This window comes from Streptomyces sp. YS415, from assembly GCF_023544665.1.
Taxonomy (GTDB): Bacteria; Actinomycetota; Actinomycetes; order Streptomycetales; family Streptomycetaceae; genus Streptomyces.
In genome coordinates, this window is the sequence record NZ_JAMJFL010000011.1 from 175280 (window position 1) to 188575 (window position 13296).

12 protein-coding genes are annotated in these 13296 nt (G+C 71.5%); 4 read left to right on the forward strand and 8 right to left on the reverse strand.

What is annotated here, in order from left to right; all coding sequences use genetic code 11:
* Window positions 1-37 precede the first annotated feature (37 nt).
* Window positions 38-628, forward strand: a complete 591-nt coding sequence (locus tag M8H82_RS16720) for a DUF742 domain-containing protein (protein ID WP_250074679.1) — start codon at window positions 38-40, stop codon at window positions 626-628.
* Complete coding sequence (locus M8H82_RS16725) at window positions 609-1190, forward strand: ATP/GTP-binding protein (RefSeq protein ID WP_026248371.1); 582 nt, start codon at window positions 609-611, stop codon at window positions 1188-1190. Before M8H82_RS16720 ends, M8H82_RS16725 begins: the two co-directional genes overlap by 20 nt.
* A 72-nt stretch (window positions 1191-1262) precedes the next feature.
* On the opposite strand, the gene M8H82_RS16730 is transcribed toward M8H82_RS16725, so the two are convergent.
* The 3 genes from M8H82_RS16730 to M8H82_RS16740 form a co-directional block, all read right to left on the reverse strand.
* Window positions 1263-1454 (reverse strand): acyl-CoA carboxylase subunit epsilon, encoded by a 192-nt coding sequence (locus M8H82_RS16730; RefSeq protein WP_250074680.1) that lies wholly within the window; start codon window positions 1452-1454, stop codon window positions 1263-1265.
* Between the two features lie 46 nt (window positions 1455-1500).
* Window positions 1501-3084 (reverse strand): acyl-CoA carboxylase subunit beta, encoded by a 1584-nt coding sequence (locus M8H82_RS16735; RefSeq protein ID WP_250074682.1) that lies wholly within the window; start codon window positions 3082-3084, stop codon window positions 1501-1503.
* 154 nt (window positions 3085-3238) lie between these two features.
* The gene (locus tag M8H82_RS16740; RefSeq protein WP_250074684.1) at window positions 3239-5536 is read right to left on the reverse strand and encodes a polysaccharide lyase 8 family protein; all 2298 of its coding nucleotides are present in this window, start codon (window positions 5534-5536) and stop codon (window positions 3239-3241) included.
* Between the two features lie 142 nt (window positions 5537-5678).
* On the opposite strand from M8H82_RS16740, the gene M8H82_RS16745 reads away from it, so the two are divergent.
* The gene (locus M8H82_RS16745) at window positions 5679-6275 is read left to right on the forward strand and encodes a YceI family protein (RefSeq protein WP_250074686.1); all 597 of its coding nucleotides are present in this window, start codon (window positions 5679-5681) and stop codon (window positions 6273-6275) included.
* A 43-nt stretch (window positions 6276-6318) separates the two neighbouring features.
* Here M8H82_RS16745 and M8H82_RS16750 read toward each other — a convergent pair whose 3' ends face one another.
* Window positions 6319-6918: a YdeI family protein gene (locus M8H82_RS16750; protein ID WP_250074688.1), complete on the reverse strand. Its 600-nt coding sequence runs from the start codon at window positions 6916-6918 to the stop codon at window positions 6319-6321.
* Window positions 6919-7091: 173 nt separating this feature from the next.
* On the opposite strand from M8H82_RS16750, the gene M8H82_RS16755 reads away from it, so the two are divergent.
* Entirely contained in the window at window positions 7092-7871 is a 780-nt protein-coding gene (locus tag M8H82_RS16755) for a serine protease (RefSeq protein ID WP_250074690.1), read from the forward strand.
* A gap of 49 nt (window positions 7872-7920) precedes the next feature.
* Here M8H82_RS16755 and M8H82_RS16760 read toward each other — a convergent pair whose 3' ends face one another.
* From M8H82_RS16760 to M8H82_RS16775, 4 genes are all read right to left on the reverse strand, one after another.
* On the reverse strand, window positions 7921-9276 hold the full coding sequence (locus M8H82_RS16760) for a hypothetical protein (protein WP_250074692.1): 1356 nt from the start codon (window positions 9274-9276) through the stop codon (window positions 7921-7923).
* Between the two features lie 106 nt (window positions 9277-9382).
* A complete protein-coding gene (gene cimA / locus M8H82_RS16765) occupies window positions 9383-10987 on the reverse strand; it encodes a citramalate synthase (protein WP_250074694.1) in 1605 nt (534 codons plus the stop codon).
* Window positions 10988-11310: 323 nt separating this feature from the next.
* Window positions 11311-12579 (reverse strand): hypothetical protein, encoded by a 1269-nt coding sequence (locus M8H82_RS16770; RefSeq protein WP_250074696.1) that lies wholly within the window; start codon window positions 12577-12579, stop codon window positions 11311-11313.
* A gap of 108 nt (window positions 12580-12687) precedes the next feature.
* Complete coding sequence (locus tag M8H82_RS16775; protein WP_250074697.1) at window positions 12688-13287, reverse strand: TetR/AcrR family transcriptional regulator; 600 nt, start codon at window positions 13285-13287, stop codon at window positions 12688-12690.
* Window positions 13288-13296 lie beyond the last annotated feature (9 nt).

A 13296-nucleotide genomic window follows, 5' to 3' on the forward strand; every position in this document is an offset into this window, starting at 1 on the left:
TTGATGGGTGCCAGGCACAGTCGGAGGAGGAGAGAAAGTGGCAACACCCCCAGACGGTTCGTCATCGGGCAACTGGTCGTACGGCCCTGCCCAGGGCCAGAACGACGGTTCCCAGAACCGGTACAACTTCCCCTCCGCGCCCAGCCAGCGGCAGCAGCAGCCGTACGGACAGCCGCAGGGCCCCCAGGGCCCGGGGCAGTCCCCGTACGACCAGCCGCAGGCGCCGCGCATCCAGCCCCATCAGCCGCAGCGACGCGCCCCTGAGCCGACGCCCGCCGGGGCGTCACACAACCCCTTGGTGCGCCCGTACGCCATGACCGGCGGCCGGACGCGCCCGCGCTACCAGCTCGCCATCGAGGCGCTGGTGCACACCACCGCGCAGCCGCACCAGATGCAGGGCCAGCTGCCCGAGCATCAGCGGATCTGCAACCTCTGCCGGGAGATCAAGTCGGTGGCCGAAGTCTCGGCCCTGCTCACGATCCCTCTCGGCGTGGCCAGGATTCTCGTCGCCGACTTGGCGGAGGCGGGCCTGGTCGCCATCCATCAGCCCGGCGGCGACGAGAACGCCGGCGGCCAGCCAGACGTGACACTGCTCGAAAGGGTGCTCAGTGGACTTCGCAAGCTCTAGCGGCGGTCCTTCCCGCTCCACCACCTCGGCGAAGATCGTGGTGGCGGGTGGCTTCGGCGTGGGCAAGACCACGTTCGTCGGGGCCGTTTCGGAGATCAACCCGCTGCGCACAGAGGCCGTCATGACGTCTGCTTCGGCGGGCATCGACGACCTCACCCACACCGGAGACAAGACGACCACCACGGTCGCCATGGACTTCGGCCGCATCACCCTGGACCAGGACCTGATCCTGTACCTCTTCGGTACGCCCGGCCAGGACCGCTTCTGGTTCATGTGGGACGACCTGGTGCGCGGCGCGATCGGCGCGATCGTGCTGGTGGACACCCGGCGCCTGGCCGACTGCTTCCCGGCCGTCGACTACTTCGAGAACTCCGGCCTCCCCTTCGTGATCGCCCTGAACGGCTTCGACGGCAACCAGCCGTACAACCCGGACGAGGTGCGTGAGGCCCTGCAGATCGGCCCCGACACCCCGATCATCACGACGGACGCCCGCCACCGCGCGGACGCCAAGAGCGCGCTGATCACCCTGGTCGAGCACGCCCTGATGGCGCGTCTGCGGTAGTCCCGGGTATGCGGAAGGGCCCCTCTCCTCAGGAGAGGGGCCCTTCTCGTGCTGTCTGCAGGTGCCGCGGGCTCAGCGCCAGCTGTGCGGGGCGCGGAAGCCGGGCTCGCGCTCCAGGCGGCGCCAGCCTGCCCGGGCACGGCCTCGGTGGGCCGGTGCGGACGCGGGCTGGGCGGCCGCGCGGGCCAGGAGGATCGCCGTGATGGCGGCGACTTCCTCGGGTCCGGCGTGGCCCTTCTCGACGCGAATGTCAGGGAGGTTCATGGGTGTCAGTCTCCGTGAGAGAGGTTTCCGCAGCGGTACCGGTGGGTTACTGCGGGGGGTTGCCGTGCTTGCGGGACGGCAGGTCGGCGTGCTTCGACTGGAGCATCGCCAGGGAGCGGATCAGGACCTCGCGGGTTTCCGCCGGGTCGATCACGTCGTCGACCAGACCGCGCTCCGCCGCGTAGTAGGGGTGCATCAGCTCGGACTTGTACTCCTTGACCATGCGTGAGCGCATGGCCTCGGGGTCCTCGGCCTCCGCGATCTGGCGCCGGAAGATGACGTTGGCGGCACCTTCGGCGCCCATCACGGCGATCTCGTTCGTCGGCCACGCGTACGTCAGGTCCGCACCGATGGACTGGCTGTCCATGACGATGTACGCACCTCCGTAGGCCTTGCGCAGGATCAGGGAGATCCTGGGCACGGTCGCGTTGCAGTAGGCGTACAGCAGCTTCGCGCCGTGGCGGATGATCCCACCGTGCTCCTGGTCCACACCGGGCAGGAAGCCGGGCACGTCCAAAAGGGTGAGGATCGGGATGTTGAAGGCATCGCACATCTGGACGAAGCGAGCCGCCTTCTCCGACGCCTCGATGTCCAGCACACCCGCCAGCGACTGGGGCTGGTTGGCCACGATGCCGACGACCTGGCCGTCGAGCCGGGCCAGCGCGCAGATGATGTTCCGCGCCCAGCGCTCGTGGACCTCCAGGTACTCCCCGTCGTCGACGATCTCCTCGATGACCTTGGCCATGTCGTACGGGCGGTTGCCGTCGGCCGGGACCAGGTCGAGGAGCACGTCGCCACGGCGGTCCACGGCGTCCGAGGACTCCACCCGCGGCGGGTTCTCGCGGTTGTTCTGCGGCAGGAGCGACAGGAGGTAGCGGACCTCCGCGATGCACGTCTCCTCGTCGTCGTACGCGAAGTGGCAGACGCCGCTCGTCTCGGCGTGCACGTCCGCGCCGCCCAGGCCGTTCTGGGTGATCTCCTCGCCGGTGACCGCCTTCACCACGTCCGGGCCCGTGATGAACATCTGGGAGGTCTCGCGGACCATGAAGACGAAGTCGGTCAGGGCCGGGCTGTAGGCCGCGCCGCCCGCGCACGGGCCGAGCATCACCGAGATCTGCGGGATGACGCCGGAGGCCTTGGTGTTGCGCTGGAAGATGCCGCCGTAGCCGGCGAGGGCCGAGACGCCCTCCTGGATCCGGGCGCCCGCGCCGTCGTTGAGCGAGACCAGCGGCGCACCGGCCGCGATGGCCATGTCCATGATCTTGTGGATCTTGGTGGCGTGGGCCTCGCCCAGCGCGCCGCCGAAGATGCGGAAGTCATGGGCGTAGACGAAGACCGTGCGGCCCTCCACCGTGCCCCAGCCGGTGATGACACCGTCGGTGAACGGCTTCTTGGACTCCAGTCCGAAGCCCTGGGCCCGGTGCCGGCGCAGCTGCTCGACCTCCTGGAAGGAGCCCGGGTCCAGCAGCAGCTCGATCCGCTCCCGGGCGGTCAGCTTGCCCTTGGCGTGCTGCGCCTCGGTCGCCTTCTCGCTGGGACCGGCCAGTGCCCGGGCACGGATCTCGTGCAGCTCGGCGACCCGGCCGCGCGCGTCCGTGGGCTCACCCGTCGTCTCTTCCAAAACGGTCATGTAGCGACCTTACGAAGAACGCGTGGGAAAGCGGGCCGTCGACTCCGTACAGTCTCCGGCCCGTTTTCCTGGTACCCCTGAACAGAACCGTGCCGGTATGCAGCCGTTCCGACTGCTCAGAGGGCGTTCGGCTTGTAGAGGTCACACAAAGCCGTCAGCTGAGAGTCAGCTCACATTCGTGGCTCGCACATGCCATCCCCGGAGTGACACGGACGCGCAGTCGGCGGCCTGTGGCGATCACTTCGACGCTGTCGTCGGCCCGGATCACCGAGCGCACCGGACGGTCCCAGACGATCTCCACGGGTGCGCCGGTGCGCGGCGGCTCGCTGACCGAGAGGGTAGCGGTACGGCCGTGGCGGCGGACCAGGACGCTCGCCCCCGCGGAGGAGGTGAGCGGGCCCGCGGTGGCCGCCCGCCAGAAGTTCGCCGCGGTCAGGCCGAGGGAGGGCACCTGGACCGCCTGGCATCCGGCGTCATTGGCGAGGACCGACAGCCAGGCCCGGTCGGCGGCCCGGGCGGCGACCGCGCGGCGGGAGGCGCCGGGCATCAGGACATACCGGTAGGAGGCGTCCACCGGGTCCGTGCCGTGGTCCAGCCACAGCGTCTGCCAGCGGCGGGTGCGCCGCTCGGCCGTACCGGCGGTGTTGATGTCGGCCCAGGCGCCCGTGCGGTCCTCGCGCAGGGTCCGCACCTCCCCGTCCGGGAGCAGCCATCCGCCGTGTCCTTCCAGATGGGCCCAGCCCTCACCCCGTACGAAGGTCTGCTCGCCGCTCTCGCCCAGGTTCCGGTTGTCCACCACCGTCTCGACGGGGACGCCGTCGGCGCAGGTGATCCCGGCGCCCAGGCAGATCACCGCGTCCGCCACGCAGAACCACGTCTTGCGGGCCTGGAGCGTCGAGCCGAGGCCCTTCAGGTGCTGTCCGATCGCCGCGTACTCGCCGTCGGTCACGCCGCCCACCCAGCGCGCGTCGGGGCGGGGCTCGCCCCATTCGCCGCCGGCCCGGTCGGGCAGCCGCCGCGTCGAGACGGTCGTCCCGGGGAGCCGGTACCAGTCGACGGTCGGCCAGTACCAGTCGGTGTACTGGTCGCCGAGCCCGGCCGCCCACCAGGAGAGCATCCCGGCGCCGGTGTGCCAGCCGCGCGGGTTCTCGCCGTTGCCGCATTCGTAGTGGGCGATGCGGTCGCTGGCCATCGCGATGTTCGCGACGAAGCCGGGGCGGCGGTGGACGGCCCGGTCCATGGCGGCGAAGAGGTGGTGGCCGGTGGGTTCGGGCGCGGCGGGCACGGGAGAGGCGGCGACGGCGTGCAGCCGGGCGAGGTCGGCGACCCCGAACTGCCGCCCGGTCAGGACCGGGGAGACGGTGTCCCGCTCGATCCACCCCTTGATGCAGCCGTACCAGCGCTCCCGTTCCGCCTCGCCCGCCGCGCCCGCGAGCAGCGCGACGGCGGCGATGACGGCGTGCCCGTGGACGTGGTCGCTGCGCATGACGCCCCGGTCGTCGCCCTTGAGACAACCCCGGCTGATAGCCCGGCCGTTGACGCTGTCCATGATCAGTCCGTCGTGGACGAGCGGGGCGAAGGCCCGCTCGACGCTGTCGAGGACGGTCTCCCGGTGGGGATCGGTCACCTCCCACTCGGACCCGGCGAGCAGGGCGAAGAGCCGTCCGAGCCCGTCGAGCAGGACCTGCCCGTAGGTGCCGGTGTAGGCGACCCGGGTGTGCTGCACGAACGACCCGTCCGCGTACAGCCCGTCCCCCCGGGTGACGTACGGGAAGACCGGTGAGAGCGCGTCCCGGGCGAGGCCGATCCTGGCGGGCTCCTGGCCCAGGATGCCGCGCAGGGCGACGGAGCGGCACAGGTCGACCCGGTTGGCGCCGGTGGAGGTGCCGGAGTAGTCGGTGAGCGCGGAGTCTGGGACGAAGTGGTCGACGGCGGCGCAGGCGGCCGTGCGCCGGGCGTCGCCGAGCCGGTCGTGGAGCGCGACCGCGATGTCCATCAGCAGCCTGGGGCTGCCGATCTGCCACTCCCACCAGTTGCCGTAGGGCGTGGTGGCCGGGTGGTAGACGGTGGCGGAGAGGTGGTCGAGCCCGCGCAGGACGTCCGCGAGCAGACCGGCGTCACCGGTCGATCCGGTGCCGGGCTGGACGTAGGCCTGGGTCATGGTCCACAGCCGGCCGTAGCTGCGGGTGATGCCGGAGGGCGGGTCGTAGGGGGTGCCGGGCCAGAGGGATCCGGGGGCGGGCGCCATGGAGGCACGGAACCCGCGCGCGAGCACACCGGTCTCGGCGAGGCGGGAGGCGTACGGCTCGGCCGTGGGGTCGTACCCGGTCCCGAGGGCGAGATCGAGCCATCGGCGCCTCAGGGCGGCGTACGGGTCGGTGATCCCCTGCGGGGTCGCCGCCGTGAGGCTCAGCCCGGCGGCGAGCAGGAGGGCCCGGCGAGTGAAGCGCATGCCCTCTCCTCCCCTCGAACACCGCCCGGTAACCACTCCCCGAAGGTAGTTGAATTCTCAACGGAATAGGTCTACTGTCGTCCCTGTTGGAGCTGGTTGAACATTCAACTTAACCGGCGCTACCGTCCCCAAGGAGAACGTCATGAGCATCTTCGGCCGCAAGACCACCGTCGAGTCCCCCGCCGCCGTCACCCCGGAGCTCGCCGCCCTGACCGGCGACTACGCCATCGACGCCGCGCACTCCACGCTCGGCTTCGTGGCCCGGCACGCCATGGTCACGAACGTCAAGGGCAAGTTCCTCGACTTCACCGGCTCGCTGCACCTGGACGGCTCCGACCCGAGCCGGTCGACCGCTTCCCTGGACGTGAAGATGGACAGCATCGACACCGGTTCCGCGGACCGCGACGGCCACCTCAAGAGCGCGGACTTCTTCCGCACGGACGAGTTCCCGGCCATGACCTTCCGCTCCACCGCGGCGGAGTCCCTGGGCGGCGACGACTACCGCATCACCGGTGACCTGACGATCCTCGGCACCACCCGGCCGCTCACCATCGACCTGGAGTTCAACGGCGCCGCGAAGGACCCGTTCGGCAACGAGCGCGTCGGCTTCGAGGGCAAGGCAGAGATCCTGCGCTCCGAGTTCGGCCTGACCTGGAACGCGGCCCTGGAGACGGGTGGCGTACTGGTCTCCGACAAGATCAAGCTGAACTTCGACATCTCGGCGATCCGCAACGCGTGACCCGTCCGCTCCTGCACAGCACCCCCCGAGCGCGCCCGCCCTCCTACTCCCCCGCACGGGAGGAGGGCGGGCGCTCGGCCGTCCACAGACCCTCGAGCCTGGCGACCGCCGCGGCGAGCCGGGCCGCCCGGGTCCCGGGCGTACGGGCCTGGAGCAGACCGAGGACCACCTGGTAGCGGTCGCTCCTGCCGAGACCCTCGAAGGCCTCCCGGGCCCGTGGGCTCCGCTCCAGTTCCGCCGTCAGGTCCTCCGGCACCGTGGCGTTGCGCTGCGACTCGTACGCCGCCGCCCACCGTCCGTCGGCCCGGGCCGCATCGACCTCCGCGACCCCGGCGGGCCGCATGCGCCCGGCGGCGCTCAGCTCCGCGATCCGCCGCACGTTCACCATCGACCAGAGGCTCCCGGGCCGGCGCGGAGTGATCTTCTGCAGGAAGTACGACTCGTCCAGCGGCTTGCGCTGCCCGGTGATCCAGCCGTGGCACAGGGCCACGTCGTTGACGTCGGCGAAGTCCGCGGACGCGATGCCCGACCCCTTCTTGGCGACCTTGACCCACAGCCCCGGATGGGGGGCGGGGTGCTCGGCGAGCCAGGCGTCGAGGGCGTCGGCGGAGTCGAAGAAGAGGGGGCCTGCGATCTCGGTCATGGGACGACCGTAGCCGGGCAATAGGCCACTTTCTGTCCTAGATGACGCGTGGCCGGATCACCCCCCTTGTGCTCGCGTGCACGGCGTTCTCATAATCCGAGCACAGTTTGACGTGTTCGCGACAATCTTGCGGACGCGGCACGCCTCCACCGACCCCCACGGAAGGCACCCCCTTGAAGTCTCTCCTCAAGGCGCTCAAGAGATGCGCCGTCGCCGCCACGGCCGCGCTCGCCGTCGTCAGCCTCCAGCCCGTGTCCGCCGCGCAGGCGGCCCCCGCCCCCGTCGTCGGCGGAACCCGCGCCGCGCAGGGCGAGTTCCCGTTCATGGTGCGGCTCTCGATGGGCTGCGGCGGCGCCCTCTACACCCAGCAGATCGTGCTCACCGCCGCGCACTGCGTGGGCCGTACCGGCGCCAACACGAGCATCACCGCCACCGCCGGCGTCGTGGACCTGCAGTCCAGCAGCCGGATCCAGGTGCGCTCCACCTACGTCTACCGCGCCCCCGGCTACAACGGCGACGGCAAGGACTGGGCGCTCATCAAGCTCGCCCAGCCGATCAACCTGCCCACCCTGAAGATCGCCACGACCACGCAGTACAACACCGGCACCTTCACCGTGGCCGGCTGGGGCGCGGCAACCGAGGGCGGCTCCCAGCAGCGCTACCTGCTCAAGGCGACCGTGCCGTTCGTGAGCGACGCGACCTGCCGCTCGTACAGCGGCTACGGCGGTCTCATCGCGAGCGAGGAGATCTGCGCGGGTTACACCGCGGGCGGCGTCGACACCTGCCAGGGCGACTCCGGTGGCCCGATGTTCCGCCGGGACGCGGCGAACCAGTGGATCCAGGTCGGCATCGTCAGCTGGGGCATCGGCTGCGCCCGCCCCAACGCCCCCGGTGTCTACACCGAGGTCTCCACCTTCGCCTCCGCCATCGCCTCGGCGGCGGCCGGGCTCTGAGTCCTGACGCAGAAGGGGCGCGTACGGGCCCGTACGCGCCCCACCTCGGTCAGAACCCGCCGCCGAAGTCCCCGCCGCCCCCGAAGTCCCCGCCTCCGAAGTCGCCACCGCCGAAGCCGCCGGTGAAGTCGTCCGAGGCGAAGTCGGCGCCCGAGACGTCACCGCCCTCGTAGCCGCCGAAGTCGCCGTACCCGGCACCGTAGTCGGCGCCGTAGGCGGGGCTCGCCATCATGCTGCCGAGCATCGTGCCGATGAGCAGGCCCGGGAGGATGCCGCCGCCGAAGTAGCCGCCGGCGTACGGCCCGTAGGCGGGTCCTGCGTCCCAGTAGGGGCGGCGGGCGCCGGTGTCGGTGGTGACCTCGCGGATCATCGGGTCCCGGCCGTCGGCGAGGCGGGCCCGGTCGGCGGCGCAGACCGGGACCTCGCGGGTGGCGCCGCCGGACGGTGTCCAGGTCGCGTCGGCAACCGAGGGGCCGTGCCGGGGATCGAAGAAGCAGGGCGGCCGGCGGTCGGGCAGCGGGCGGCCCTCGCGGCGGGCGGCGAGCAGGGCCAGCGCGTGGCGGCCGTCCTCCAGGGCCTGGGTGACGGCCTTGACCTCCTCCGGTCTGGTCGCCGCGGCCATCAGCCGCTTGGCCTGTTCGTAGGAGTCCAGGGCGTGTTCGTAGTCGGTGCGCATCGCGTCGTCGGCGCCGGGTTCGCCGGGGTGGAAGTCCAGGCGGTCCAGTTCCTCGCCGAACGCGGTGATGTCCTCGTCGACCACCACCCGCAACTTCTCCAGCGCGGCCCGCTGCTCCTGCTCGTGCGCGAGGCGGCGGCGCCGGGTCAGGGCGTAGACGCCCGCGCCGCCCGCCGCCAGGACCACTCCGGTGGTGACCAGACCGGCGACCGGCACGCCGTCGTCGGCCGTCGAACCCCAGGAGGAGGGTGCGGAGCCGCCCACGTTGTTCAGCGCGGCGTCGACGAAGTCGTTCAGCTGGGCCTTGACGTCGTCGGTGCCCCGCACGGACGTCACCAGGTTGTCCACTCCCTGGTTGCTCAGCACCGAGGAATCGGCCTGGGCGCCGAAGCGGTCGCCGCTGCGCACCGCGTACAGGCCGGTGATCCCGGTCTCCGTACGCAGGTTCAGGAAGAGGTTCTCCTCGGGCTGGTCGGCCGGGAGGACGGCGACGAAGACGGGTTTGTCGGCGTCCCTGATCTTGTCCGCGAGCGCCTCGGCGTCCGCGGACGAGAGCTGGTCGGAGGCGGCCGGGTCGACGTAGACGGGGTCTTCGCGCAGTGCCTCGGCGACCGTCGACGGGTCCGCGGCGGCGAACGCGCCGGGCGCACCCGTCGTCAGCACCGCCAGCGTGGCGGCGACCGGAAGGAGGGCCCACCGCACAAGGCCCCGGAGCAACGGAGTCCTCATACCTCGACGCTACCTGACGAAACGGGCAAACGTACCGGGCCCGGCGGGGGCAATCCCGCCGAGGGGTACCGCGTGTGCGCGGCACCCCCGGCCCTGGGACCCGTGCCTACTGCGCCGGCGAGACTCCCGCCCGCAGCAGCCCGTACGTGTACGCGTCCTCCAGCGCCTGCCAGGACGCCGCGATGACGTTCTCCGCCACGCCGACCGTCGACCACTCGCCCGTGCCGTCGGAGGTGGAGATCAGGACGCGGGTGGTGGACTGGGTGCCGTGGACGCCCTCCAGGATGCGGACCTTGTAGTCGACCAGGTCCAGCTTGGCGAGCTGGGGGTAGATCTTCTCCAGGGCGACGCGCAGGGCGCGGTCCAGGGCGTTGACCGGGCCGTTGCCCTCCGCCGTGGCGACGATGCGCTCGCCCTTGGCGAAGAGCTTCACGGTGGCCTCGTTGGCGTGGCTGCCGTCGGGGCGGTCCTCGACGATCGCGCGCCAGGACTCGACACCGAAGTACTTCAGGGGCTTGCCCTCGACCTCGGCGCGCAGCAGGAGTTCGAAGGACGCGTCCGCCGCCTCGTAGGTGTAGCCCTCGAGCTCGCGCTCCTTCACCCGCTCGACGACCCGGCCGACCAGCTCGCGGTCGCCGCCCAGGTCGATGCCGAGTTCCTTGCCCTTGAGCTCGACGGAGGCGCGGCCCGCCATGTCGGAGACCAGCATCCGCATGGTGTTGCCGACCTGCTCGGGGTCGATGTGCTGGTACAGGTCCGGGTCGACCTTGATCGCGGAGGCGTGCAGGCCCGCCTTGTGGGCGAAGGCCGAGACGCCGACGTAGGGCTGGTGGGTGGAGGGGGTGAGGTTCACGACCTCGGCGATGGCGTGGGAGATCCGGGTCATCTCCCGCAGGTGTCCGTCGGGGAGGACCTTCTTGCCGTACTTCAGCTCCAGCGCGGCCACGACCGGGAACAGGTTGGCGTTGCCGACCCGTTCGCCGTAGCCGTTCGCCGTGCACTGGACGTGCGTGGCGCCCGCGTCCACCGCGGCGAGGGTGTTGGCGACCGCGCATCCGGTGTCGTCCTGGGCGTGGATGCCGAGCCGGGCGCCCGTGTCGGCCAGCACCGTCGCGACGACCGCCTGGACCTGCGCCGGGAGCATGCCGCCGTTGGTGTCGCAGAGGATCACCACGTCGGCGCCCGCCTCCGCGGCCGTACGGACGACGGCCTTGGCGTACTCGGGGTTGGCGCGGTAGCCGTCGAAGAAGTGCTCGCAGTCGACGAAGACCCGGCGGCCCTCGCCGGCCAGGAACGACACCGTGTCCCGGACCATCTCCAGGTTCTCGTCCAGGGTGGTGCGCAGCGCCAGTTCCACATGCCGGTCATGGGACTTGGCGACCAGCGTGATGACCGGGGCGCCCGACTCCAGGAGCGCTCTGACCTGCGGGTCGTCGGCTGCCTTGGCGCCCGCCCGGCGGGTGGCGCCGAAGGCGACCAGCTGCGCGTGCCGGAAGTCGATCTCCTGCTGGGCGCGGGCGAAGAACTCGGTGTCCCGCGGGTTGGCGCCGGGCCAGCCGCCCTCGATGAAGCCCACGCCGAAGTCGTCCAGGTGCCGTGCGATGGCCAGCTTGTCCGCGACGGTGAGGTTGATGCCCTCGCGCTGGGCGCCGTCGCGCAGGGTGGTGTCGAAGACGTGGAACGAGTCGTCGAGCTCGCTGGTGTCCGTCATGGTCTGAAGGCTCCTGAGGTATGGATCTCGGTCTGTACCGGAATGACCGGCTCCACCGTCCTCCAATGATCCCTCGCGCTACGGTCCCGGCTGCAGGTGGGCCAGAAATGCGAAAAACCCCTCGCGGGTGCGAGAGGTCTGCGCGCGGGTCGAGGACGACGGTGTCCGCCCGTACCTGGTCGTACGTGGCGGTCACTGCGGACCGGCGCGCCTGCTGCCAATAATCATGGCGAACGAGAGCACGGGGGCAGTCTGGCACAGACCGCCCCCGCGCTCACCGCCGTCTCAGCATGCGAACCCGTTCCTGGTCACCGCGGCCGGGGTCACCGCAGCCGGAACAGGAAGCCGTCGCCCGCCGCGTTGGTGTCGCCGGGGACGAGTTCGGACGAGGCGGAGTAGACGGACAGCAGCCGGCCGCCCCGGGCGAAGGCGCTGGGTGCCGCGGATCCCTCGCTCTGCGGTCCGCCCGCCAGGGTGCGGGTGACGAGCTGGGTACGGCCGCTGCGCAGATCCCGGACGTGGACGTTCTCCGCGACGACCTCGTCGCCGGACCGGGTCTCGGTGGTGTAGGCGAGACGGCGGCCGTCGGGGCTGAGCAGACCGGCGCCGAGCCCGCCCGCGCCGTCGTGGGTGATCCACCGGGTCGTCCCGGTGCGGCTGTCGTACACGTACAGCTCCCAGGTGTACTCCGGCGCCTCGGGCACCACGCTCTCGTCGAAGGAGGCGTACGAGAGGTACCGGCCGTCCGCCGAGAGCGTCACGCCCCCCGGGCTGCCGTCGGTGAACTCGCCCGCGACCGCGTTCACCGGCTTCTGCTCCCCGGTGCCCAGGTCGACGTGCCACAGCTCGTGCCGCCCACCGCGCGGGTGCCGCTGCACGTAGGCGAGGTGGCTGCCGTCGGCGCTCAGGGTGACGCCGGAGACGTACCAGTCCGCCGGGACGCGGTCGCTGACCCGCTGGGCGGTGCCGGTGCGGCGGTCGACGACGTAGGCGAGGGTCCGGTCGTTCGCGGCCCCCTCCATCCGCTGCGCCGAGGCGCCGAAGGCGACGTACCGGCCGTCGGCCGACATGTCGAAGGTGTCGAACGCCCAGGCGGAGCCGCCGTCGGCGCCGACACTGACCCGTTCCGTGCGGCCGGTGCTGCGGTCGTGGACGTAGACGTCCTCCACATGGCCGGCGGGCGGTCCGGAGGGCCACTCCGCGAGGTTCTTCGCCGTGGACATGAAGGCGACGTACCGGCCGTCGGCACTGATCTCCGCCCGGTGGCTGCCCGAACCGCCCTCCGCCTGGCTCCCGTCCGAGGAGACGTTGACCCGCTCGACGGTGCCCCGGCGCAGGTCCCGGACGAACACGTCGCTGCGTTCGTTGGTGTCCCCCGGCACCACGTCCGGGTCCTCCGAGACGAACGCGGCGAAGCGCCCGTCCGCGGTGAGCGCCGCGCCGCCCGACCCCCGCTCGATCTGCTCCCCCGTCGCCGTCAGCGTGATCCGCTCGGGTCCGGGCCCCGGCGCCGGTGCCGCGGACGTCGCCGACAGCGCGACCATCGCCCCCGCGAGCACGGCGACGGACACTCCTCGCTTGGTTCTGAACACGTTTCCCCCGTGATGCTTCCCCGGCCCTGCGCCAGGGCTCCCGTCGAGGGGAACGCACCCCGCGCCACCGCGTCAATCCGCAGAATTGAGTACAACCCGGGCGTACCGTCAAGCGTCCGCGAGGAGGCCTTCGCGCAGGAACTCCTGTACGTGGCCGAGAACTTGCGCCCGGTCCGTGCCACGCAGCCCGATCGCCACATGGATGGAGAAGCCGTCGAGGAGGGCCCTGAGGCGGGCCGCGAAACGGTCCGGGTCGACCGCTCGGAACTCTCCCCGGGAGATCCCCTCGGCGAGCAGGGCGACCAGGTCGCGGTGCCAGGCGCCCTCGATCGCGGCCTGCCGGTCGCGGGCGGCGTCGTCGGCGTTCTGCGAGCGGTTCCAGACCTCCAGCCACAGCGTCCAGTGCGGGTCGCGATGCCCGTCCGGGACGTACAGGTCGACGTAGGCGTCGAGCCGTTCCCGGACCGGCCCCGTCCGGGTCAGCAGCCGGCCGCGCTCGGCGCCGAGCCGGCCCTCGCTCCACTCCAGGGTCGCCAGCAGCAGTTCGTCCTTGGAGCCGAAGTAGTAGAGCAGATGGCCGCTGCTCATCCCGACCTCGCGGCCGAGCGCCGCCATGGTGAGCTTCTCCAGCCCGCGCTCGGCGATCATCTCCATGGCGGCGACGAGGACGTCCTCCCGCGGCGGCGCGTGCTTGCGCGCACCGGCCATCCGACGGCT

Excerpts from the sequence above, each read along its gene's own strand:
- M8H82_RS16730 (WP_250074680.1), bottom strand. The coding sequence starts at position 1,454 with ATGAACCTCCCTGACATTCGCGTCGAGAAGGGCCACGCCGGACCCGAG.
- M8H82_RS16735 (WP_250074682.1), bottom strand. The coding sequence starts at position 3,084 with ATGACCGTTTTGGAAGAGACGACGGGTGAGCCCACGGACGCGCGCGGC.
- M8H82_RS16740 (WP_250074684.1), bottom strand. The coding sequence starts at position 5,536 with ATGCGCTTCACTCGCCGGGCCCTCCTGCTCGCCGCCGGGCTGAGCCTC.
- M8H82_RS16745 (WP_250074686.1), top strand. The coding sequence starts at position 5,679 with ATGAGCATCTTCGGCCGCAAGACCACCGTCGAGTCCCCCGCCGCCGTC.
- M8H82_RS16750 (WP_250074688.1), bottom strand. The coding sequence starts at position 6,918 with ATGACCGAGATCGCAGGCCCCCTCTTCTTCGACTCCGCCGACGCCCTC.
- M8H82_RS16760 (WP_250074692.1), bottom strand. The coding sequence starts at position 9,276 with ATGAGGACTCCGTTGCTCCGGGGCCTTGTGCGGTGGGCCCTCCTTCCG.
- cimA (WP_250074694.1), bottom strand. The coding sequence starts at position 10,987 with ATGACGGACACCAGCGAGCTCGACGACTCGTTCCACGTCTTCGACACC.
- M8H82_RS16775 (WP_250074697.1), bottom strand. The coding sequence starts at position 13,287 with ATGGCCGGTGCGCGCAAGCACGCGCCGCCGCGGGAGGACGTCCTCGTC.